The 22,916-nt window shown below is 41.1% G+C and carries 17 protein-coding genes; 8 read left to right on the top strand and 9 right to left on the bottom strand.

Translation table 11 applies throughout. From position 1 onward, the window contains the following. The first annotated feature begins 11 nt into the window (after positions 1 to 11). Entirely contained in the window at positions 12 to 1,187 is a 1,176-nt protein-coding gene (locus tag BP74_RS14905) for a hypothetical protein (RefSeq protein WP_496375151.1), read from the top strand. Between the two features lie 11 nt (positions 1,188 to 1,198). Here the strand turns inward: BP74_RS14905 and BP74_RS14900 are convergent, their stop codons facing one another. Together BP74_RS14900 and BP74_RS14895 are read right to left on the bottom strand one after the other, a co-directional pair. After that, entirely contained in the window at positions 1,199 to 1,945 is a 747-nt protein-coding gene (locus BP74_RS14900; RefSeq protein WP_496375150.1) for a hypothetical protein, read from the bottom strand. Between the two features lie 78 nt (positions 1,946 to 2,023). Continuing rightward, the gene (locus BP74_RS14895) at positions 2,024 to 2,911 is read right to left on the bottom strand and encodes an alpha/beta hydrolase (RefSeq protein WP_496375149.1); all 888 of its coding nucleotides are present in this window, start codon (positions 2,909 to 2,911) and stop codon (positions 2,024 to 2,026) included. 173 nt (positions 2,912 to 3,084) lie between these two features. On the opposite strand from BP74_RS14895, the gene BP74_RS14890 reads away from it, so the two are divergent. The 5 genes from BP74_RS14890 to BP74_RS14870 all read left to right on the top strand — a co-directional run bounded on the left by BP74_RS14890 (position 3,085) and on the right by BP74_RS14870 (position 11,684). Continuing rightward, a complete protein-coding gene (locus BP74_RS14890; protein ID WP_496375148.1) occupies positions 3,085 to 4,914 on the top strand; it encodes a DNA polymerase III subunit gamma/tau in 1,830 nt (609 codons plus the stop codon). 124 nt (positions 4,915 to 5,038) lie between these two features. Next, positions 5,039 to 8,503 carry a trifunctional glycoside hydrolase family 18/polysaccharide deacetylase/glycosyltransferase family 2 protein gene (locus BP74_RS14885; RefSeq protein WP_496375147.1) on the top strand — a complete coding sequence of 1,155 codons (3,465 nt, stop codon included), beginning with the start codon at positions 5,039 to 5,041 and terminating at the stop codon, positions 8,501 to 8,503. A gap of 171 nt (positions 8,504 to 8,674) precedes the next feature. Continuing rightward, on the top strand, positions 8,675 to 9,121 hold the full coding sequence (locus tag BP74_RS14880; protein ID WP_496375146.1) for an SgcJ/EcaC family oxidoreductase: 447 nt from the start codon (positions 8,675 to 8,677) through the stop codon (positions 9,119 to 9,121). 34 nt (positions 9,122 to 9,155) lie between these two features. Further along, positions 9,156 to 9,890, top strand: coding sequence for a helix-turn-helix domain-containing protein (locus BP74_RS14875; RefSeq protein ID WP_496375145.1), 735 nt, complete (start codon positions 9,156 to 9,158; stop codon positions 9,888 to 9,890). A 132-nt stretch (positions 9,891 to 10,022) separates the two neighbouring features. Further along, positions 10,023 to 11,684, top strand: a complete 1,662-nt coding sequence (locus BP74_RS14870; RefSeq protein ID WP_496375144.1) for a pyruvate dehydrogenase complex dihydrolipoamide acetyltransferase — start codon at positions 10,023 to 10,025, stop codon at positions 11,682 to 11,684. Between the two features lie 65 nt (positions 11,685 to 11,749). On the opposite strand, the gene BP74_RS14865 is transcribed toward BP74_RS14870, so the two are convergent. Genes BP74_RS14865 through BP74_RS14855 form a run of 3 tightly spaced genes read right to left on the bottom strand, consistent with a single transcriptional unit; the run spans position 11,750 to position 16,081 of the window. Next, complete coding sequence (locus BP74_RS14865) at positions 11,750 to 13,309, bottom strand: M1 family metallopeptidase (RefSeq protein WP_496375143.1); 1,560 nt, start codon at positions 13,307 to 13,309, stop codon at positions 11,750 to 11,752. A gap of 55 nt (positions 13,310 to 13,364) precedes the next feature. Continuing rightward, a complete protein-coding gene (locus tag BP74_RS14860) occupies positions 13,365 to 14,681 on the bottom strand; it encodes a MutS-related protein (RefSeq protein ID WP_496375142.1) in 1,317 nt (438 codons plus the stop codon). A 56-nt stretch (positions 14,682 to 14,737) separates the two neighbouring features. Next, positions 14,738 to 16,081 (bottom strand): dihydroorotase, encoded by a 1,344-nt coding sequence (locus tag BP74_RS14855; RefSeq protein WP_496375141.1) that lies wholly within the window; start codon positions 16,079 to 16,081, stop codon positions 14,738 to 14,740. A 26-nt stretch (positions 16,082 to 16,107) separates the two neighbouring features. Here BP74_RS14855 and BP74_RS14850 point away from each other — a divergent pair, with 26 nt between their 5' ends. Continuing rightward, the gene (locus BP74_RS14850) at positions 16,108 to 17,772 is read left to right on the top strand and encodes a hypothetical protein (RefSeq protein ID WP_496375140.1); all 1,665 of its coding nucleotides are present in this window, start codon (positions 16,108 to 16,110) and stop codon (positions 17,770 to 17,772) included. A 73-nt stretch (positions 17,773 to 17,845) separates the two neighbouring features. On the opposite strand, the gene BP74_RS14845 is transcribed toward BP74_RS14850, so the two are convergent. From BP74_RS14845 to BP74_RS14830, 4 genes are read right to left on the bottom strand one after another with little or no spacing between them, the layout of a single operon-like run. After that, the gene (locus BP74_RS14845) at positions 17,846 to 18,904 is read right to left on the bottom strand and encodes a response regulator (RefSeq protein ID WP_496375139.1); all 1,059 of its coding nucleotides are present in this window, start codon (positions 18,902 to 18,904) and stop codon (positions 17,846 to 17,848) included. A gap of 2 nt (positions 18,905 to 18,906) precedes the next feature. After that, positions 18,907 to 20,466 (bottom strand): sensor histidine kinase, encoded by a 1,560-nt coding sequence (locus tag BP74_RS14840; RefSeq protein WP_496375138.1) that lies wholly within the window; start codon positions 20,464 to 20,466, stop codon positions 18,907 to 18,909. Between the two features lie 34 nt (positions 20,467 to 20,500). After that, entirely contained in the window at positions 20,501 to 21,247 is a 747-nt protein-coding gene (locus BP74_RS14835; RefSeq protein ID WP_496375137.1) for a DUF542 domain-containing protein, read from the bottom strand. A 28-nt stretch (positions 21,248 to 21,275) separates the two neighbouring features. Then, the gene (locus BP74_RS14830; protein ID WP_496375136.1) at positions 21,276 to 21,731 is read right to left on the bottom strand and encodes an RrF2 family transcriptional regulator; all 456 of its coding nucleotides are present in this window, start codon (positions 21,729 to 21,731) and stop codon (positions 21,276 to 21,278) included. A 146-nt stretch (positions 21,732 to 21,877) separates the two neighbouring features. Between BP74_RS14830 and BP74_RS14825 the strand changes: the two genes are divergently transcribed. After that, positions 21,878 to 22,903, top strand: a complete 1,026-nt coding sequence (locus BP74_RS14825; RefSeq protein ID WP_496375135.1) for a multicopper oxidase domain-containing protein — start codon at positions 21,878 to 21,880, stop codon at positions 22,901 to 22,903. Positions 22,904 to 22,916: the final 13 nt, after the last annotated feature.

Raw genomic sequence — 22,916 nt, 5'->3', positions numbered from 1 at the left:
ACATTTGCGGCATGGCCCAAATGGAATTAGTTGAAGTAAGTACCCCAGCACATAAAAAGGCATTCCTGGAAGTCAATGTAAACCTGAACCAAAATAATCCCAATTATATCAGGCCGCTTGACAAGGATGTCAACGATATTTTTGATCCAGGCAAGAACAAAACCTTTCGTTTTGGCGAAGTAACCAGGTGGCTGCTAAAGCAGGATGATGTGTATATAGGCCGGATCGCCGCATTTACCAATAAGAAGTACAAAAACAAGGGAGATGATGTTCCTGTAGGTGGTATTGGTTTTTTTGACTGCATTCATAACCAGGAAGCTGCAGATATGTTATTTGATGTTGCCAGACATTGGCTCTTACAAAAAGGCATGCAGGCAATGGATGGGCCTATTAATTTCGGAGAAAGGGATCGTTGGTGGGGATTGGTGATTGAGGGTTTCCAGGAACCCTTGTATTGTATGAATTACAATCCACCCTACTACCAGGAGTTATTTGAAACTTATGGCTTCCGCCTTTTCTTTAACCAGGTATGCCTGGGCATGAATCCCAAGCAGCAAATGTCTGCCAAGGTGCTGGAACGTCATGCACCGTTTGATAATGATCCGGAATTTAGTGTGCGTTGCATAGAGAAGAAAAGACTTGAAAAGTATGCAATTGATTTTGCGACGGTGTATAATGCTGCCTGGGCAGGGCATGGAGGGTTGAAAGAATTGAAGAAAGAACAGGTGATGCTGATGTTTAAGAAGATGAAGCCTGTTATGGATGAAAGGATCGTATGGTTTGCCTATCATAAAGAAAACCCGATTGCGATTTTTATTAACCTGCCGGATCTGAACCAATGGTTTAAATACCTGGATGGCAAATTCGACCTGCTTCATAAACTAAAATTCCTGTGGGTTAAGAAAACGAAGCCCTGTAAAAAATTCACCGGTCTTGTTTTTGGTATAGTGCCCGAGTTCCAGGGAAAAGGCATAGATGCATTCATAATTGGTGAAGCCTATAAAGACGTATTAAAACCTGACTTTGAATATACAGAATACGAGATGCAGTGGATAGGTGATTTCAATCCAAAAATGCTGAATGTGGGACTTGGACTTGGTGATGTTTACACAAGCAGGAAACTGGCAACTTACCGGTATCTGTTTGACCGTACCAAAGAGTTTCACAGGCATCCTATCCTGTCATAAATAATTAAATTTTATTTTCCAATTCCTGCAATGCCGACCTGGATAGCAAAATATTCTACGGGTGCACGTCCTTGCAGGAAACCATTTGCAGGGTCAACACTTTTGCGGTCAACATATTTGATCCTTGTGCCACGGGTATAAGACAATCTTAATAAAAATCTTGACGTTGCCTTTTTATTGAAACGAATCATTACTCCCGTAGCAAGGCCCTTGGCAAAACTGGCACTGATGGTACTTTTAAAATCATAAGATTCTATGCCTGCTATTGTCTCTAATGCATCGAGGTCTTCTTTGGTATCAGAAACATAAAAGTCCCCACCCGCAAAAATGTCAAAAAAGGGAACCAACGGGGAAGCTATGTCGGGACGCAGGCGAATGACCGGTGCCAGGTGGGCAATGCCATAGCTTGTTTTTAATCCCCCGTATTTGAACCTGCCATAATAAGTATATCCCCCTTCCCCGCCAAGTCGGAAAATGCTTTCATTTTTAAAAGGATTGTATACAGCCAATATAGAAACCCCAAACCCTTTATTGAACATATTGTTGCGGATAGCTGGCTGCATGATCCTTGTTTGCATGCCAATATTCAATGCAACCCCCGCATCCTCCCTGGGATTTCCACCATTAGTTGAATTGTTAGCTATGTTGCCTTTCATAGCACTTAGTGAGTCTGTAGTTTCAGGAACCTGTGCTTTCAATTGAAAACTTAATAGTTGAAAGAGCCCCAGGAGCAGTAGTATGTATAAACCCTTTCTCATAACAGTTGTCAACTGTATGGTTAAGTTACAACTTTATATAAAGCAAGATGTAAGAGCAGGCTGTAATTAGATTGGTAATTACTGGTGAAAGCTCTGACCAATAAATTGCAAAGCATCAGTAATTCCCGTTCTCCAGTAGGTCCAGGTATGCGCCCCATCCCTTACCCTGAATTCGTGCGGAATATGTTTTTCAACCATTGCAATATGTAGAAGACAATTGCCCTTAGTTAAAAAGTCGTCGTCGCCACAATCGATCCAGTAACGGACCTTTTTCAGATCATCGGGATTACGTGTTGCCACCATTTTGAGAATGGAATTATTATACCATGATTGATTTAAGCGGGAAGCCCCTTTCAATCCACGTCCATATAGCTGGGCAAAAGTCCTGTCATAATTCTCCTGGTCTGCATTAACCAGGGCACTATCATCGAAAACTGCTGCACTTAAAGGAGCAGCAGCGGCAAAAAGTTGAGGATATTTCATAGCGTAATTAAGTGTCCCATATCCGCCCATGGAAAGGCCTGCAATACCCCTGTATCTTTTCTCTGCCTTGATACGGTAAGTTTTTTCAATAGCAGGCATGAACTCTTTTATGAAAAAATCCTCGTAATTCTCCTTTCCATCATATGAGTTAATGTACCAGCTGGAATCTGCATTAGGCATAACAATGATCATGGGTGGAATAACGCCTTCCTGGATAGACTTGTCGGCATACCTGTTGATCTCACCAAACTGGAGCCATCCTGTATTATCGTCGGTATAGCCATGCAATAAATAAACTACCGGGTAAGACCTTTGAGAAGATTCGTAATCTGAAGGAAGATATACGGTATACCTTACCGGCCGGTTAAGAACAGTACTTTTTACAGTTAATTGCTCTATGACCTTTCCGAACGGCTGGGAAAAGCCCGACAAGGAAAGCATCAAACAAAAAACGGGCATGCAGGCTATAATAATTCTTTTCATACAGGGGATCATTATCAGATAAATTTAATGCCATAACAATTAATATATCTTATTTAATTCCCGGATCTGCTCATTGAAAATATTTCTCCACAGGCTTCTGCTTCAATTCTTAAATCTTTTCACACCTGTGCCATCTGTGAAGCCATTCCTTTACCTTAGCAACCGAGGTTTGTATGGAAAAATTCATTGTATCAGCCAGGAAATACCGCCCCCAGACTTTTGATACGGTAGTTGGGCAGGATCATATCACTACTACTTTAAAAAACGCCATTAAATCAGGGCATCTTGCCCATGCTTTTTTATTTTGCGGACCAAGAGGTGTTGGTAAAACCACCTGTGCACGCATATTGGCTAAAACCATAAATTGCGAAAATCCAAGCAAAGATGGTGAGGCTTGCAATGAATGTCATTCCTGCCGCTCGTTCAATGAAGGCACTTCGATGAACATCCACGAACTGGATGCCGCCAGCAATAACTCTGTTGAGGATATAAGGAGTTTAGTGGAACAGGTTCGTTTTGCACCGCAGGCTGGGAAATACAAGGTATATATAATAGATGAGGTGCACATGTTGTCATCTGCCGCCTTTAATGCCTTTTTAAAAACCCTGGAAGAGCCACCCCCTTATGCTATATTTATTTTAGCTACTACTGAAAAACATAAGATACTACCCACTATATTAAGCCGGTGCCAGATCTTTGATTTTAAGCGCATCACCTTGCAGGATACCGTCGACCACCTGGAAGGAATAGCTAACAAAGAACATATAAGGGCTGAGGAAACAGCGCTCCAACTCATTTCTCAAAAAAGTGAAGGATGCATGAGGGATGCATTAAGCATCCTTGACAAAATAGTAAGCTTTACCAACGGTGAAGTGACCTACGAAAATACCATCGAACACCTGAACATACTGGATGCCGACTATTATTTTAAGCTGGTAGATTGCATGCTGAACCAGGACCTTGCAGGCGCTATGTTATTATATGATGACATAGACAAAAAAGGGTTCGAAGGAGACATGGTGCTCAATGGTTTTGCAGAATTTATCCGCAACCTGCTTATATGTAAAGATGAGCGCGTTGCCGGTTTATTGGAAGTTGTGGAAAGTTTCAGACAACGGTATGCAGAAACAGCCAAAAGAACAGAACCCGGATACCTTGTCAGTGCATTGAATATTTTAAATGAAGCAGAGATCAATTTCCGGTCGGCCAGGAATAAAAGATTGCACGTGGAGCTTGCGCTGATCAAGCTATGTTATCTGCGGCAAGCTATCGAACTTACCAGCAACGGTGCCGGACTTGATAAAAAAAAACTAGTTGATGGTCCTAAATCCGTTGCTTTCAGGAACATTACTCCTCTGGCACAGAGTCCAATAACGGGTGGTACAACTCCATCAACTAATAAAACTAAACGGAATGAGGCCAGACTTATAATTGAAACTCCTGCCCCATTGCCAGCGCCTATAGTCGAAGAGAAAAAAGAAATTTATAATGCGCCTCCTGAACCAATAAGCCCAGTTGAAACAAAGACTGTTACTCCCCCGGCTGCTAACGGAAAAAAACTTTCCTCGCTTAATGCACTTCGTCAAAAGATCGGGAATGGTAACGGAATGGAGGTGATCGCTGACAAGCCCCTGGATGAAGTTTCCCTGAGGGAAGCCTGGGAAAAGTTCATAATCAATCTAAAGACATCAAAGAACCCTGCCTGGCAGAGCTTTGAAATAGCCAGGCTGAATATTAAAGACAATAACTGCTTTGAGGCCATTGTAACTAATAATATCAACCAGAAGTTCCTTGAACTGGAAAGAAATAAGGCATGCGAGTTTTTACAAACTGCACTGCAAAACAAACAGCTTCAATTCATTATTGTTTTGGAAGAAGGTGTTATTGAACATATTGAAACCGACAGGCCATTGAGTTCAAAGGAACAATACCAAAAGATCATAGAACAATTTCCACTGGTTAAAGAATTAAGAGACCGGTTAAGACTGGAACTGGATTATTAATTGAATTCAAATAAACAGATTCCGTCTCACAATCAATTATAGCTTATTTAACAAGGTATTCACCGAATTTGCCATTCTTATAACGAACTCTATTGTCAACTTTGCTGGCAGATAGGTGTTATTTATGCAGAATCGCCAGATTTTTCAAACCAGCACGTCCACACGCTGGACACGTTTCAAATGGAGCAGCAGGGTATTTTTTCTTTTTATTGCTGTGGCTTTTCTCGCTATTATCATTTGGTTTATCACCGAAAAACTGCCCAATCTTCCTCAATTAAGCTCCTATAAACAAGCATTATCCGCACAACAGAATTTTCTTTCCAGGAATAGTCAACTGGCTAAAAAGTATAAGGGATACCGTCAGTATATCAATCAAAAAGATCTGACCAATAAGGCTCCCTATAAAATGAAGACCACTCCGGGTTACCGGAATATCATTAATAACAACATGCCTTGCGGCATTCGCTCGGCTTTCTATGTAACCTGGAACAAGCAATCGCTTATTTCATTACAACGTAATATCCATAAGTTGAACCTGGTGATCCCTGAATGGTTATTTATCAACCCACAGGCAGACACTGTTTATTCAACAATTGATCCGGCCGGACTGGCCGTAATGAAGAACGCTGGGGTGAACATCATACCCATGCTATCTAATTTTTATAATAAGGATAAGAATTTCCATGGGGAATCCGTGCACCGGATCATCAACAACAGGGCAAAAAGGGAAAAACTGATCAGTGACCTTATCAATATCCTGGAAAAGAACAAATTTGCGGGTGTCAATATTGACCTGGAGGAATTGAAAGAAACATCTGACGAATCTTTTGTTGCCTTTCAGAAAGAATTATATGAAAAGCTTCATGCGAGAAAATTACTGGTCACGCAGGATGTTATTCCTTTTAATGAGGACTACAATTATGAAGCCCTATCCCGCTTTAACGATTTTTTGTTTGTAATGGCCTATGACGAGTATTCGTCAGGTACCAAACCAGGACCTATTGCAGAACAAAAATGGATAGAAGCCGCCATGGATCAGGCCTTGAAAAAAATACCATCCCAAAAAGTCGTTTTAGGGTTGGCGGCATATGGATATGACTGGCCTGTGGAAGAAGCAGCAACAGATCCTGCTGATGTTGCTGTCATGACCTACCAGGATGCATTAAGCGCGGCGAAGGAAGCACAGGCTAAGATCGACTTTGACAATGACACCTATAACCTCAGTTTCTCTTACTATGACGATGAGAATATCCTTCACCAGGCGTATTTTACTGATGCTGCCACTACTTTCAACGCCATGCGTTTTGCCACCGAAAGTGAATTGGCGGGAGTTGCGCTTTGGAGATTGGGATCGGAAGATGATCGCATCTGGAACTTTTATAATAAAAACCTTTCCCAGGATTCTATACAGCATTTTGATTTTGATGTATTCTCCCAGATCCAGTCAACTGATAATGTAACCTATTCTGGTTTTGGTGAAGTACTGGATGTGCTGGCCATGCCTAAAAAAGGAAGCATACAAACCGAGGTCGATTCAACAGACCTCCTCATTTCAGAGGAAAATTATGATAACCTTCCCAGTTCTTTCATGGCTAAGAAATTCGGGTGGAATGGAAGCGATACTACACGCAACAGGAAAAAACTGGTATTGACATTCGATGATGGCCCAGACCCTACATGGACGCCTAAGATACTTGATGTACTATCGGAAAAACATGTGCCCGCCTCTTTCTTTATTGTAGGCATGAATGGGGAAAATAATATTCCCCTTCTCAAAAGGATCTACAGGGAGGGTCATGAAATAGGCGATCATACTTTCACCCATCCCAATATAGCTGAAGTAAGCCACAGGCGCGCCGTTATTGAGATGGAATCCACGCGCCTGCTGATAGAATGTGTTACCGGACACTCAACTGTATTATTCAGGGCTCCATACAATGCCGACTTTACTCCGGAGAAACTGGATGAATTGATTCCTGTTGCTATCGCCAGGACTAAAAATTACCTGGATGTGGGAGAATCTATTGATCCGTTAGACTGGGAACCAGGCATAAATGCCGATTCTATATTTCAACGGACCATCAAAAGAAAGAAAGAGCTGGAAATGGAGGATAAAACCACAGGTGGAAATATCATCCTATTACATGATGCGGGGGGAGAAAGCAGGAGAGCTACACTGGAAGCCCTTCCAAAGATCATTGACTATTTTAAGGGAAGGGGCTACACTTTTACCACCATTGCTGATCTTTTGGGTAAGAAAAAAGATGAACTCATGCCCCCTGTACCCAAAGGCAGCGGGTATTACCTGCTGGAAGCCAATTATGTTTTCCTTGAAGCCACTTATTTAATAGGTACTGTATTATTTACGCTGTTTATCATATTTATTTTATTATCGATTGCACGCACACTGTTAATGGCTTTTCTGGCACTCAAAGAAAGAAGGCTGGAAAAGAACACCCTGGCTGCTGCTCTTCCCATCATTAAAAATCCACCGCTGGTCTCTGTTATTGTACCTGCTTACAACGAAGAAGTAAACATTGTAAGTTCTCTTCAAAACCTTTTGAAAACAGATTATACGAATTATGAGATCATATTTGTGGATGATGGCAGTAATGATGATACGTATGCCAGGGTATTAGATGTTTTCAAAGATCATCCAAGGGTTAAGGCATATACAAAGTCCAATGGAGGCAAAGCTTCAGCGCTCAACCATGGCATTGCCTTATCCAATGCAGAATACGTGGTTTGCATTGATGCTGATACAAAGCTTAAACCAGATGCCATCTCACAGCTGATGAAACATTTCCTGGTTCCGGAAGGCAATATTCCTTCTGGGGAAATAGGTGCTGTTGCAGGTAATGTAAAGGTGGGCAATGAAGTGAACCTGTTAACAAAATGGCAGGCGATTGAATATATCAGCAGCCAGAACTTTGACAGAAGGGCTTTTGCTCATGTAAATGCTATCACTGTTGTACCAGGTGCCATAGGTGCTTTTAGAAAAAAAGCGATCGAAGAAGCCGGAGGCTTTACTACAGATACATTGGCCGAAGATTGTGATCTCACCATACGCATTCTTCGTGCGGGTTATGTTATAAAGAATGAGAATAATGCTATAGCCTTGACAGAAGCACCAGAAAAAACAAGGCAATTCCTCAAGCAACGTTTCAGGTGGAGCTTTGGTGTATTGCAAACTTTCTGGAAACATAAAGATGTACTTTTCAATAGCAGGTTCAAATGGCTGGGATGCCTTGCCATGCCGAACATTCTCTTGTTTCAATATATCATACCTGCCTTCATCCCTTTTGCCGACCTGTTCATGGTGGTAGGATTAATTTCGGGGAATGCAGGAAAGATCATTCCTTACTACTTTGCATTTATGCTTTTTGACGCCGGAATTGCTGTCATTGCTTTCAGAATGGAAAAAGAAAGGTTATCGCGGCTGATCTGGTTGTTTCCCCAAAGACTGATCTACAGGTGGTTAATGTGGTGGGTATTGTTTAAGTCACTAAGGCGGGCAGTAAAAGGTGAATTACAAAGCTGGGGCGTATTAAAAAGAACCGGTAATGTAAAAGAGGTTGAAATAATATAATCTACCTCCTATTCCAATCTTATTTACTATCATTTTTGAAGTTAAGGCTTTCAAGCCAGTTTAAAGTGTAATAATATTATGGCCAAATGAATAGTGCTTACTTATCTTCTTCATTTTTCTATATGCTTTTTTCTATGGCAATAATTCATTATTTTAATATAAACAAGAGACATGTACCTCAACTCAGTAAACGGTCTTGTTACAGGCAGTTCCGAAGCAGGCATTGAGAATGTGTTGAATGGTTTTGTAGAAAGTTGGAATGAGCATGATGCTAAAAAATTTTCGAAAGTCTTTACTGAAGATGCAGATTGCACCAATGTAATGGGTGATTGTTTCAAAGGCCGTTTTGCTATAGAAGAAAAACATGACCCTCACTTTAAAACCATTTGGGCACACTCTATCCTAAAAATTACCAAAAGCAAGATCCGTCATATAAAGCCAGATGTGGCAGCAGTTGATGCCTGGTGGATACTTGAAGGATTAAGAACTCCTGATGGAAATGATCGTCCACCGAGGAATGGGCTTTTAAACTTAATCATGACGGAGCATCATGGCAACTGGTTGATCACAGTTATGCACAATATGGATTTGCCAGGATCCAAAAGCCAGAACTGTTAAGCATTAATACAAATAAATAATACCGGCTTAAATTATGATCTCAAGAGATTTTCTGCCTTCAGAAGCATTGAGGGAATTTATTTATCAATTCCGGTTACGCCATTTCGTTTTTCAAAACGGAATAATTCCACCTGCGAAGCCCTTCCCACCGAGGCCAGAACAATGTTTGACCTTTTATGTGAGGGGATTTGAAACAGCCAGGTATTTAAAGGATAACCTGGAATTAAAAAAATGGCGATCAGTTATCTCCGGTCAGTTTACATCAAGGGTTGACCGCTATGTCAGTTATCCGGAAGTATTGATCATTTTTGTTGACTTTAAGCCCGGGGCTTTACACCGTCTTACAGGCATACCATTCACAGAATTCACCGATAAAGACCTGGATGCAGAAACTGTTTTCCCGCCTGAAATAAAAAGGGTAAATGACCGGTTAAGCAGTACAGATTCCTATTCTGAAATGATACAGATTGTAGAAGAATTTGTTAGTCAACTGGTTCTACATTCAAAAAAAGAATTACTAGCTGTGGACCGTATGCTTATGCTAACGGTAAAGGAGCACGACCACACAATAGATTGGTTGGCCCAAAAAGCGTACCTCTCCCCAAGGCAACTGGAACGGAAACTTAATGAAAGAATTGGGGTAAGCCCAAAAACATTTCTTCGGATTTCACGATTCAACCGATCGTACTGGCTGCATTTAAAAAATCCAAAACTTAACTGGTTTCAAATAGCCATGGCCTGTGGCTATACCGATTATCAACACCAATAGCACTTTTTCTCCCGTTTCATAATTATCACCATTTGAACAGGTTTTACACTTCCCAACCTGCCATTTCTTCATTTCCTTCTATTTCCCTGTTTTGCTTTAATTTCGGCTCTCAAAATAAACAGAACAAGAATCATGGCCGAAGTGATATTGATGCCACGCCTGAGCGATACGATGACGGAAGGAGTTATTGCAGCATGGCATAAAAAAATTGGTGACCCTGTAAAAAAGGGTGACCTGCTAGCAGAAATAGAAACGGATAAAGCCACCATGGAGCTGGAAAGCTATAAGGACGGAACATTACTTCATATTGGTGGTGATAAAGGAGCTAAAATACAGGTGGATGACCTACTGGCCATTGTAGGTAGTCCCGGAGAAGACATTTCCGGAATGGTTTCGGGGAAAGGTCAACAAAAAGAAGCAGCCCCCGTCAGCACTCAACCCCAAACCCAACCTCAGGCAGCTTCTTCACAACAAGCGGCTCCTGCGCCGCAAGCGGAAGCTAAAGGCAGTGGTATAGATATTAGCAAGATGGAAGAAGTAGTGTTGATGCCCCGCCTGAGCGATACCATGACCGAAGGAGTAATTTCTGCCTGGCATAAAAAAGTGGGTGACACGGTTAAAAAAGGTGATGTTCTGGCTGATATAGAAACTGATAAAGCCACAATGGAGCTGGAAAGCTACAAAAATGGCAAGCTTCTATACCAGGGTGCACAACCAGGAGAAAAGATAGCAGTGAACGATTTGCTATGTATCATTGGCGAAGAAGGAAAAGTAGATGTCAATGCTATTTTAGAAGCAGCAAAAGGCGGAGCACAACCCCAGGAAACTGCCCCACAACAGCCAGCGGCGGCCCCTGCTACTCCTCAACCAGCACAGCCACAAGCCCAACCCTCACAGCCTGCAAGCCAATCAACAACCCCCGAAGGAAGAATAAAGGCCTCACCATTAGCCAGGCAACTGGCCCGTGAGAAAGGAATAGATCTTTCACAGGTACAGGGAACCGGTGACAATGGAAGAATTACTAAAAACGATATAGATAATTACAAACCTTCTCAGCAAGCTGCCGCCCCACCAGCAGCAGCACAAGCCACAACTCCTGTAGTTGCAGGACAGGAAGGACATACAGACCTTACTGTTTCGCAAATGCGCAAAGTGATCGCCAAGCGCCTTGGCGAGAGCAAGTTCAGCGCCCCGCATTTTTACCTGACCATGGAGATCAACATGGATAACGCCATGGTAGCAAGAGCGCAGATGAACGAGGTTAGCGATGTTAAGATCTCTTTCAATGATATGGTAGTGAAGGCAGCTGCAATGGCGCTACGTAAGCACCCGGCAGTAAACAGCTCCTGGATGGGCGATTTTATCCGGCAATACCAACATATTCATATTGGTGTGGCCGTAGCTATTGAAGATGGATTGATCGTTCCGGTAGTTCGTTTTGCAGACCAGAAAACACTCAGCCAGATCGCCACAGAAAGCAAAGAGCTGGCAGGCAAGGCAAGAAATAAAAAGCTGCAACCCAATGAGTTTACCGGCAACACGTTTACCATCTCTAATTTGGGTATGATGGATATAGAAGAATTTACCGCCATCATTAACCCGCCAGACAGTGCTATCATGGCTGTAGGCCGTATCAAAGAAATAGTAGTCCGCAAGGGTGAAGGTTTTGGTGTTAGTAATGTAATGAAGATCACCTTAAGCTGTGATCACAGAAGCGTAGATGGTTCAGTTGGAGCTTCTTTCCTTCAAACCTTTAAGAAATACCTGGAGAACCCGGTAACAATGTTGGTTTAAACAGTTTATAAAAACATAACCTTACTAAAAAAAGCTTCCCGACGGGAAGCTTTTTTTAGTAACGATTAATTCATTTCTGTATATAATAATTTTTTATCCGGATCCACTACTATCCGGAAGGGTCCTGAAGCTTTTAATTTGAACCCTTTTACCTGGCTATCTATATATAAACGTTCATGTATAGTACCAGATTTGGAGCCAATGATAGAAATCTCCAGAGGAAACCTGAATATTTTTTTCCCCTGCGTAATCTCCAGTTTAAAGTCCTCTCCTTCTGTCTTCATTTCGATCTTCAACTCCGGAATGCCTGGCTGGTAGAGCCACTGGTCAAAAAACCATTTCAGATCTTTGCCTGATACATCCTCAGCAACTTTTTCCAGGTCCCTGGTATCAGCATTCTTGAACTTATAGGTAGAATAATAAGTGCGGATTATCTTTTTGAAAGTACTGTCTCCCACTTCATTTCTTAACATATGAAGAACCCAGGCCCCCTTCTGGTAACTGTTAGCGTTCAATAAGTCCATAAGGCTGGTTACTGTATCCACTACGGGCTGGTCAAAATTCTTTACAAAATCAATTACCGTTTCACGTTCATTCTGCATACGCTTCTGAAAACTATCAATCCCATATTTCTGTTCGATATACATATCTGTGAGGTAGGTAGCAAAACCCTCACTTAACCACAAATGGGAAAAATTCTTTTCAGTAGCTGTATTTCCAAACCATTGGTGTGCAATTTCATGCGCCATCAACGCTTCAGAACTCCGGTTACCTGTAACACTGCTCTCAGCATAAAATATGGCACTGGCATTTTCCATTCCTCCGAATATGGTTTTGGATTCCACATTAGCCAGCTTATTAAAGGGGTAAGGCGCAATATAGTTTTCGAAAAAATGCAGTATATCATCACCCAGGGAATAATCGTAAGCTCCTTTTGCGCTATCGGCTTTATAGGTCCAGGCTGTTACCGGTATATGATAGGAATTATCTACCCGGGTCACTGCAAAATCGGCTGCGCCGATTACCATGACTTTTGTGGGAATAAGAACATCTTCTGACCAGTAGGTTCTTTTTTGATTACTACCAATTTCTTTTTCTTCTTTTAATACACCATTCGAAATAATGCGGTAATGGGATGGAGCGGTGACAACAAATTCAACGGTAGCTTTATCAGATGGAATATCATTACAAGGTATCCAGTTATGTGCCCTGTTGGGCCAGTTGTCCGCAAAGAAGGTACGTTCCCCGAATTTATTTTTAGAAATGATCAGGCCATCCTGCGGAGTACCCATATAGTTGATCTCGAATGTGCGTACCTCATCTTTTACAGAAGGCTTTGCGAGCGTTATGATCAATTTATCGTTGGCCTGCCTGGATTTTAGTAAACTACTTCCTTCCTTTACCTGGAAAACATACATTCCTTTTTCATCCTGGCCAAAGACCAGGTCAAGTTCAAGTACAGGCAATGCCTGCAGGAATTTTACTGTGACAATGGCCCTCCCCTTAATGGCATTTGTTGCATCGGACAATTCGATTTCGTATTTATAATGCTGCACATCGATGCCCTGGGCATCTACAGACAGTGCTTTTGCAAAAAGAATAAGAATCAGGAAAATGCGCATCATAAGGCGTTTGAATAATGAAATAATTTGCCGGCAGGGATCATAGCTGGGATTGAATCTATAGTTTTTCCAGCATTTCCACCACTTTCTCCCTTTTCAGGATGACATAACCTATACGATCGTTGCTTATACCCTCCCTGAGCTGGTAAGTAAAATCTAATTGATCATCCATAACATTCGTCTCAAAATATTTGAATGATATATTGGGAAATGGCTTCAATTCTTCAGCTATTTCATAGAGGTGGGTGGAAAGAATAAACAAGGAGTTCTTTATTTTGATCAATCCTTTTATTACAGCCAGTGAACATTTCATGGCGTCCTGTACATTGGTACCTTTAAATAGTTCATCTATAAGCACCAGCCATTTTTTGCCATCATTGATCTTGTAAATGGTATTCTTGATCCTTTGCACTTCATTGAAAAAATAGCTTTCCCCTTTTGCAATATTATCAGCCACATTAATATTTGTAAGCAGGCCATCAAAAAGTGAAAGTTTCATATGCCTGGCAGGTACCCCCATGCCAATATGTGCCAGGAATACCGAAGATCCTACCGCCTTAATGAGAGTGCTTTTCCCTGCCATGTTAGCTCCTGTCAGAAATAAAAAGTTTTGATCTGGCTGCAATACAAGGTCATAGGCTGTTGGTGTTTGCAGCATAACATGATAAAGGCCTTCTGCCTGGAAATAGGGATCTTCGGAAATTATGAACTCAGGGAATTTTAAATTATAGGTGTGAACTGCCATGGCCATAGAATACCAGGCTTCCAACCGACTGAAAACATCTATCAGTTCCAATATATCCGTCTTATAATCCCTGCGCAGGAAATAAGCATAATACAGAACCTGCGTGTTTGAGAAAGTTTCCGAACCATCTGTGTCTGACAATTCCTTTAGCGGCTTTTCATGCAGGATCTTTCTGATTCTTTCAATATAAAAACTAAGATTGGCTGGTAACTCCGTTTCAGATAAAAGCAGCAATATCTTTTTCAAACCGCGGAAGAAATCTGAGAAATGTTTGACGGAAAACCTCGCCATGGAAAAATCCTGCGGATGTAGAACCTTATATAAGAAGCTGTTTAGTGTGGTAGGATGCTCAGGTACAGGATCAAGGTTGTAATCAAGGAATTTATCCATCATGATCACAGTGCCATTGGTTATTTCTTTGGGCCATTCCTCAATGCGACCTAAAAACGTTTTGATGATATTTTGAACCCCGGTAATGCGCTTGAGGTCATGGTGAGGTTCAAGGAAAAAGCGTCGCAGCCACTCCTTCCCGCCTACGGTCTGGGTAAAATTGAGACGGTGAAAAATAGAGAATTCCTCTTCCGTATGAAAAATGGCAATATCATTGAAAGTGACCTTGTCTATCTGCATTGGCAATGAATATAGAAAAAAATGCTGTTGATTTAACCTTCGCCACTGAACTGGCATCAGTCACGGGCAAACTCTAACCGTTGACCCTTTATAGATTCATTCCAGGCACCATTTCCATAAACTAAATTTCCATTGACGAACGTATGGGTGATCTTAGAAGGAAATGTTTTGCCTTCAAAAGGGCTCCAGCCACATTTGGAAAGAATATTGTTTATGCTAACAGTGGTAGTGTCACCCAAATCAACAATTACAAGGTCGGCAAAATAACCTTCTCTTATATAACCCCGTTCTTTTACCTGGAAACAATCAGCCACTGCATGGCTCATTTTCTCAACTATCTTTTCAAGCGTAATTTGCCCTTGCTTATAGTAATCAAGCATCAGGAGCAGGGAATGCTGAACCAGGGGAATTCCGGCATGCGCCTTTTCATAAGGCTCATTTTTTTCCTCCCAGGTATGTGGTGCATGATCGGTAGCTATCACATCCAACCTATCATCCAATAAAGCTTCCCAGAGCGCTTTTCGGTTTTTAGGAGCTTTGATAGCAGGATTACATTTTATAAGGTTTCCATATTTTGTATAATCATCGCTGGTAAAATGCAGATGATGGACACAAACCTCCGCTGTGATTCTTTTGCTCTTTAAAGGAAGCATATTGGTAAACAGTACTAACTCTTTTTCTGTACTGATATGAAGTATATGCAACCTTGTGCCATATTTTTTAGCTAATTGGACTGCTTTAAAGGAAGATTCAAAGCATTCTTCATCATTGCGGATCACCGGGTGGTCAGCAGGCTCTAATATTTCCTTTTCCGCCTTTAGTCTTTGGAGATTTTCCCTGATCATGGTTTCTTCCTCGCAGTGAGTAGCGATCAGCACTTCGCTCTCCCTGAATATCCTGTCTATGGTAAGATAGTTATCTACCAGCAAATTGCCTGTGGAAGAACCCATGAAGATCTTGATCCCACAAACGGAATTCTTTTTTTCATTGGTTTTTAAAACTTCTTCAGCATTATCATTGGAAGTACCCATGAAAAAAGAATAGTTCGCCAGTGAGGTTTGAGCGCCGATTCCATATTTATTTTCTAATAATTCCTGCGTCAATACAGCCGGCACTGTGTTGGGCATTTCCATAAATGAGGTAGTTCCACCTGCTACAGCAGCCTTGCTTTCCGTATATATGTTCGCCTTGTGTGTCAATCCTGGTTCCCTGAAATGAACCTGGTCGTCAATTACACCGGGCAACAGGTATTTTCCACTACCATCTATTTCAATGACTGCGCCTTCAGTTGAAATCCGGGAACCGATCTTTTCTATTCTATTATTTGAAATCAATACATCTCCAATGCGGATGCTTCCTTCATTCACTACATGAATATCTTTAATCAGGTATTTTTGCATAATTTGAAAAACGATAAACTCCCTGCATGCAATTTAAACAAACCCTTGTAAGACTGTTTTTTTTATTGATATCCATTCCTGTTTTTTCGCAAACCACTTATTTACCCCAGGGAGCCAAAGAAAACATCCTGATAGAAAGACTGGAAATAAAGGCACAGACAGATTCCATATTGAACTTCTCGAAAACCAGGCCATTTAGCCGCAGGCAAGTGATCCCGGAAATTAACCGGCTGGATTCTATTGCCGCATTATCAAAAGTTGATCAATACAATTTATACACTGCCAACCTAAGCAACCTGGAGTGGGCAATTGGTGACAGAACACAGTTTGCCAGCAAAAAAACTTTTTGGAAGAATTTTTACAAAACCCCCGCCACCTTTTACGAGGTAAATACAAAAGATTTCTTTTTAGCTGTAAATCCTGTTTTTCAATATTATGTAGGCAAAGAGAAAAACAATAGCGAACATATATTCTTAAATACCAGGGGCGTGAGCCTGCGTGGACGAATTGCAGACAAAATTGGGTTTGCAGCTTATGTCACGGACAACCAGGAAAGAGATCCACATTATGTTCAACGATGGGTGAACGAGCGAAAAGCAGTGCCTGGGGAAGGGTTTTATAAAGATTTTAAAGGCACTGGGTATGATTATTTTGACGCCAGGGGTTATATCACCCTAAATGTTGCCAGGTTCATTGATATCGCATTTGGCTATGATAAAAATTCTATTGGCAATGGTTATCGTTCTCTTTTCTTGAGCGATTTTTCCAATAGCGCATTATTCTTTAAAATAAATACAAGGATCTGGAAATTTAATTACCAGAACCTTTTTATGGAATTACAAAATGCCGAACGCCTGGGAGCTGACATACTGATTCCCAAGAAATATGCGGCCATGCACCACCTGGATATGGGCATCACCAAATGGTTGAATGTGGGCATTTTTGAAGGTGTTGTTTTTGGCCGCAAGGATCATTTTGAATTCGGCTACCTGAACCCAGTGATATTTTACAGGTCAATTGAACAACAAAACGGAAGTTTTGATAATTCAGTGGCCGGCCTGGATTTCAAAGCCAATGCGGCGCATCGTTTCCAGTTTTACGGGCAGCTTTTACTGGATGAATTCAAACTTTCAGAGATTAAAGCCCATAGAGGCTGGTGGGCCAATAAATTTGCTTACCAGTTGGGTGCTAAATATATAGACGCCTTCAATATTAAAAACCTTGACCTGCAAATAGAAAGTAACCGCATACGTCCGTTTACTTATTCTCACAGGGATTCAGTTGCCAACTATACGCACTATAATCAACCATTGGCGCATCCCCAGGGGGCAAACCTTCAGGAAATTATAGGAATAGCCCGCTATCAACCTGCAGCGAAGTGGATGGTGAAAGCCAAAGCCATTTATTATACGCAGGGTAAGGATTCGGGCAATGTGAGCTATGGTGGTAATATATTCTTGCCGAATGTTGATCCTTACCGTAAACAGGACTATGGATTTAACGTAGGGTCCGGAGTAAAAACCAAAACCGCTTATGCTTCATTGTTACTTTCTTATGAATTAAAGCCGAACTTATTCATCGAAAGCAACGCGGTATACCGAAAGGAAAGTGCCTTAGGTACTTCAGCCAACACTTTTGTGATCTATGCTGGGATCAGGTGGAACATGCACAGAAGGGAATTTGATTATTAATCTATAAACTGGTTATAAAAAAGATAAGGGAAGAGGTAACCTCTTCCCTTATCTTTTTAAGCAACCCATTGTACTAATATAACAGGTTCTTGAGCTTCTCTACATTATTTACAATGATTTTACCGCTTTTAATGTCTATGAGCTTTTCGGCCTTAAAATCACTTAAAGTCCGGATCAATGACTCTGTTGCGGTACCAACATATTGAGCTATATCTTCCCTTGAGATCTCAATTGGATTCATTTGCTCTTTAAGGTTGAACTTACCTACAATATCAACCAGGGCTTTAGCTACACGCTTGCGTAATGAGCTATAGGCAAGGTTCAGCAGGCGTTCTTCCTTTTCCTTTACATTTTGCGTAATGATATGGATGAATTTAGAAGCTATACTGATATCACTGTAAACCATTTGCAAAAAGTCTTCTTTAGGTATCTGCATGATCTCAGCATCTTCCAGAATAGAAGTGCTGTCATCGTAATTGGAATCTTCAATGAGTGCAGTATAACCAATGAAGTCGCCCTCGCTGTATAAATTGGTGATATATTCCTTACCATCTTCATGGGATTTGAATCCCTTGACCTTGCCCTTCATAAGGTAATATAAAAAGCGGGGACGCTTTGCTTCCTGGTACAACATCTGTTTCTTCTCATAGTTCTCAATGTCGTATTGTTCGGAAAGCTTTTGTATTAAACCGGTACTCTTAACATCTTTAAGAAACTGGGTGAGACCCTGGGGTGTGGCATTATAGGTCTGGTTAAGAATCTCAGACTTCTTCAACCGCATTTCAACAGCGTTCAATAACTCTATGTCCTCGAATGGCTTGGTAATGTAATCATCTGCGCCCATTTCCATGCCCTTCCTGAAATCACTTCTTTCTGTTTTAGCTGTCAGGAAAATAAAGGGAATATTCTGGGTTTCCGGATTCTTCCTTAATAAATGCAGCACACCATACCCATCAAGTTCAGGCATCATAATATCACAGACAATAACTGAAGGATTTTCTTTGATGGCTACCTCTACACCCTTTTTACCGTTTTCGGCAGTAAAGGTTTTATATCCTGCCAATTCAAGAATTTCGGCAGTATTTTCTCTGATATCAGTGTTATCATCTATAACTAGAACTCTTTTTTCCATGCTTATGAATATTTTACAGGAATTGTAAATGTAATAATTGTCCCCTTGCCTAATTCACTTTGTAAATCTACATCACCACCTAACAGGTCAAGATAACGCTTAACTATATGTAATCCAAGCCCTGTTCCCTGGATGTTCATGGCGTTTTTACCCCTGAAAAAAGAAGAAAACAGGTGTTCCTGGTCCTCATCAGAGATACCAATCCCCTCGTCTTTTACGGAAATTATGGCCTGGCTGTCGCTCACCTGGCTGGCAACATATACATTTTTGTTGTTATCAGAAAACTTAATGGCATTGCTGATCAAGTTGATCAAAATGTTTTTTATAAGCTTTTTATCACTTTCAATGATCTCCTTTCCCTGGTGATCGTATTGAACATTCTGCCCGGGCTTTATCAAACCTTTTAATTCCTCAATCGTATCATGAACAACATCTTTCAGGTTGAGCTCACCGAATATGGCGCCGATCTTCCCTTCATCCAGTTTTCCCAGGGATAAAAAATCCTCGAGCAGATCATTCAGGTGCTTTACAGAACCTTTGATCTTTTCTATATGGCGGTTGCGTTTGTCCTGCTCCTCCGTGGTAGTATATTTAGACAATAAGGACGCAGAAGAAAGCACGGTGCTTAATGGGGTCCTGAATTCATGTGAAGCCATAGATACAAAGCGGCTTTTGATTTCATTGAGCTGCCGTTCCTTATCAAGAGCTTCACTTAGCTCTTCCTGGGATTGCTCCAGCCGTTGAAGTGCCTCTTTCAGAATAACTGTGCGCTCCTCCACTTTAGCCTCCAGATCCGCATTCAACTTCCTCATTTCATCAGTCACTTTCTCCAGCTGCTTTTGCTGCTGAACCATGCTCCTTTCTATTTCTTTTCGATGAGTGATATCAACTATGAAAGCGATTACAAACCGTTGATCATTTTGAGTATAAGTGCTTAGGCTCACTTCTACAGGGAATGTTTGTCCATCGCTTCTTTGCCCGTGCAGGTCACGGCCATGGCCCATTACCCTGTTTTGTGGTTGATCGTAAAAACTTTCTCTCAATTTAATATGAGCCTTACGGTAATGGCTGGGTATCAGTAATTCTATCTTTTGACCCATTAGCCCTTCGGGTTCATATCCAAACATGCGACAAGCCGAAGGATTGACCAGCACAATATCTCCATCGCTATTAGTTACCACCAGTCCTTCAGTGGCATTTTCAAATAAGGAGGTCATATGCGATTTGTCGAACTGCATCTTCAAAATTAATTTTTTGACATATAAAACAACAAACGTTGTTACAATAATCAGGAAAACAATTATTGCATACTTATTCCATTCTTCATGATCTATTGAAGTAAAACGCCTGAATAGAATGTGCAAGACTACTGAAATAAGGCTAATAATAGCGGCTATAATTGTGGACCATGTGGTATGTACAAAAATGGAGAGGAAGATGACAACCAGCAAGCCATTTAAAATAATGAGATAATGAGGTAAAAAGTAACTGCATACGAGTGTCGCGGCAAAGGCCAGGAGGGCAAAAGCAGAGGCCTTCCCACGGGAAAGCTGTGGCATCATTCCTATCACTAATTCTCTTTTTTTAAAACTTTAGTTATGATTGAATTTGCAAAAGCTCCTTTTCCATCTTCATGGCTTTAGGAAAAAGAACACCATCTTCAAGATACTTATGCTGTATCATATCATCATCAAACTCTTCGAGTTTATGAAAAATCACCTGGTGATTGGTACAGGCATCGGCAGGAAAATTATAGTTATTAGTGAGATTCCTTAATTTCAAAAACAACTCGTCAATTTTCAGATGTTCATCCTCGTGGTTGATCAAAGGCTTGCGGAGGGTGCGAACCAAAAGGTTGCCATAAGACTCCTTTCTTTTATAGGCATTATCAACTTGTTTCATATAGGGGAAGATGATCTCTTCTTCATGGCGAATATGAATTGTCAACTGGGTGATCAATTGATCGAAGGTCTTGAATACATCCTGTAAGTATGGATATTGTTTTTTGTGATTATTTACAAATGTTGTTACCTGGTCGAGCAGCACTGGCATAGTACTATCCAGGTAGGCATGATGTACATTAATGATATAATCTATGAGAAAATCCACCTTCCAGCTATTATAATCCAACTGGTGGAAAACAATAACTCTCCTCCGGGATTTTTCAAGTTCTGCCTGCACCTCCTGTAGATTCAGGTTTCTCGATTGACATGCATCTATTAGGGTGACCTTTCCCCCACAACAATAATTGATACCAAACTTTTTAAATGTATCCGCAGTGCGATAATCCTCCCGAACAATATCCGCAATGCTTTTGCCTGGATCAATACTAAAATTCTTCATGATTGGAAACTTTACTGGTTAACTCTGGTTAATCTAGTACTGAAATACTGGTGGATATACTGTCCACAAAGTCGACCTTACTTTCTTTCAAAAGATCTCTGATAGTAGTTTCTGATAAAACAGATCTAAGGTTACTTTTCACAGTTTCAAAGCGGGTGTGAAATGGGCACGGGTTGCTGGCATTACATTCTTTTAACCTTAATGCGCAGTTATGAAAACTTAACAGGCCTTCTGTTATTTCCATTATTTCCAACAGGGAGATATCAAGAGAGTGATTATTAGTGGTAAAGCCGCCTGTGGGTCCTTTAACTGAATTAAGCACTCCATTCTTTGCCAGGTTTTTTAAGATCTTTCCCATAAAATGCTTGGGAGCTGCCAGGTTGGCCGCTATCTCTCCTGCCTGTACATAGCTTTTCTCCTCCTGTTTCCAGGCTATATACAACAAACCTCTTACCGCATAACCAAAAGACTTGGAAAAAATCATAATGCTACTTTACACAAAATCAAAAATATTTTTAATCGGACTGGATAAAGATGATAAAAGTCAACCCGTGAGTTGATGATGGTCAATCAGTATGTATAATGCGGGTTAAAATAATGTAGTGGCATGCTTTTTTTGCAAAATCAGCTATGAAACAATTTCTTGTTTTCTCCCTTGTGATCAGCTCGATCCTATCCTGCAGAAATAACAAAGACAATAACAATCAGACGGATAAGGTCTTCGGCTCTCCCAAAGCTGTCGTTACAAAAGAACCCAACCACGAAAATTTAAAAGGACCGTTGGCATACGCGCCCCTGGTGCCCAAACTTATTGATAGTGACACCGTAGAAGTTAAAATTGATGTCACTCATAAATTATTCCAGGTGGCAAGAGGTATTTCTTTTACAGGCTGGCTATTCGGAGATTCTTTGCCAGGACCGGTTTTAAGGGTACGTGTAGGTCAAACCATTAAATTTTCAATGACAGACCGGTCCCTGGATACCATGCAGAATATGTCCATGAATATGAATATGAAGCCTATGCCCCACTCCATCGACTTTCATGCGGCCATGGTGAATCCAGAGGATAAGTACCGGACTATCTTCCCCGGGGAAACCATACATTTTACATGGACCGCCAATTATCCTGGGGTGTTTATGTACCATTGCGGAACTCCAATGGTGTTATTGCACATGATCTCAGGAATGGTGGGTATGGTCATAGTAGAACCTAAAGATGGATTCCCCGGAAAAGTGGACAAGGAGTTTGCAATTGTTCAAAATGAGTATTATTTAAAGAATGCCGGCAATTATTATATTCCGGATACTACTATTGCTATGCGGAAGCAGCCGACACAGGTAGCTTTTAATGGTAAAGTCGGACAATATGTGATACATCCCATACATGTGAAGGCAGGAGAAAGGATAAGAGTTTATTTTATGAATGTTGGTCCTAATAATATATCAAGCTTCCATGTAATAGGAACTATATTAGATAAAGTATGGCAGGACGGAAACCCAGCCAATCAGTTAGTGGGAATGCAAGCAGCCCTGGTTGGGCCGGCGCAAGGTGCAATTATGGAATTTGTTCTCCCTGAAAAAGGAAGATATACATTTGTAGACCATTCTTTTGCAAATGCAGAGATGGGAGCCGCAGGTGCATTTGTGGCGGATTAAATATCTTCAACTG

This window comes from Flavisolibacter ginsengiterrae DSM 18136, from assembly GCF_059568575.1.
Note: the sequence above shows the minus strand (reverse complement) of the source record. Positions and strands in the feature narration are given on the sequence as shown.

What these genes read in the sequence shown, in the direction of transcription:
- BP74_RS14900 (WP_496375150.1), bottom strand. Translation starts at nt 1,945, where the DNA reads ATGAGAAAGGGTTTATACATACTACTGCTCCTGGGGCTCTTTCAACTA.
- BP74_RS14870 (WP_496375144.1), top strand. Translation starts at nt 10,023, where the DNA reads ATGGCCGAAGTGATATTGATGCCACGCCTGAGCGATACGATGACGGAA.
- BP74_RS14850 (WP_496375140.1), top strand. Translation starts at nt 16,108, where the DNA reads ATGCAATTTAAACAAACCCTTGTAAGACTGTTTTTTTTATTGATATCC.
- BP74_RS14845 (WP_496375139.1), bottom strand. Translation starts at nt 18,904, where the DNA reads ATGGAAAAAAGAGTTCTAGTTATAGATGATAACACTGATATCAGAGAA.
- BP74_RS14875 (WP_496375145.1), top strand. Translation starts at nt 9,156, where the DNA reads ATGATCTCAAGAGATTTTCTGCCTTCAGAAGCATTGAGGGAATTTATT.
- BP74_RS14840 (WP_496375138.1), bottom strand. Translation starts at nt 20,466, where the DNA reads ATGATGCCACAGCTTTCCCGTGGGAAGGCCTCTGCTTTTGCCCTCCTG.
- BP74_RS14855 (WP_496375141.1), bottom strand. Translation starts at nt 16,081, where the DNA reads ATGCAAAAATACCTGATTAAAGATATTCATGTAGTGAATGAAGGAAGC.
- BP74_RS14880 (WP_496375146.1), top strand. Translation starts at nt 8,675, where the DNA reads ATGTACCTCAACTCAGTAAACGGTCTTGTTACAGGCAGTTCCGAAGCA.
- BP74_RS14830 (WP_496375136.1), bottom strand. Translation starts at nt 21,731, where the DNA reads ATGATTTTTTCCAAGTCTTTTGGTTATGCGGTAAGAGGTTTGTTGTAT.
- BP74_RS14905 (WP_496375151.1), top strand. Translation starts at nt 12, where the DNA reads ATGGCCCAAATGGAATTAGTTGAAGTAAGTACCCCAGCACATAAAAAG.
- BP74_RS14865 (WP_496375143.1), bottom strand. Translation starts at nt 13,309, where the DNA reads ATGATGCGCATTTTCCTGATTCTTATTCTTTTTGCAAAAGCACTGTCT.
- BP74_RS14895 (WP_496375149.1), bottom strand. Translation starts at nt 2,911, where the DNA reads ATGAAAAGAATTATTATAGCCTGCATGCCCGTTTTTTGTTTGATGCTT.
- BP74_RS14825 (WP_496375135.1), top strand. Translation starts at nt 21,878, where the DNA reads ATGAAACAATTTCTTGTTTTCTCCCTTGTGATCAGCTCGATCCTATCC.
- BP74_RS14890 (WP_496375148.1), top strand. Translation starts at nt 3,085, where the DNA reads ATGGAAAAATTCATTGTATCAGCCAGGAAATACCGCCCCCAGACTTTT.
- BP74_RS14835 (WP_496375137.1), bottom strand. Translation starts at nt 21,247, where the DNA reads ATGAAGAATTTTAGTATTGATCCAGGCAAAAGCATTGCGGATATTGTT.
- BP74_RS14885 (WP_496375147.1), top strand. Translation starts at nt 5,039, where the DNA reads ATGCAGAATCGCCAGATTTTTCAAACCAGCACGTCCACACGCTGGACA.
- BP74_RS14860 (WP_496375142.1), bottom strand. Translation starts at nt 14,681, where the DNA reads ATGCAGATAGACAAGGTCACTTTCAATGATATTGCCATTTTTCATACG.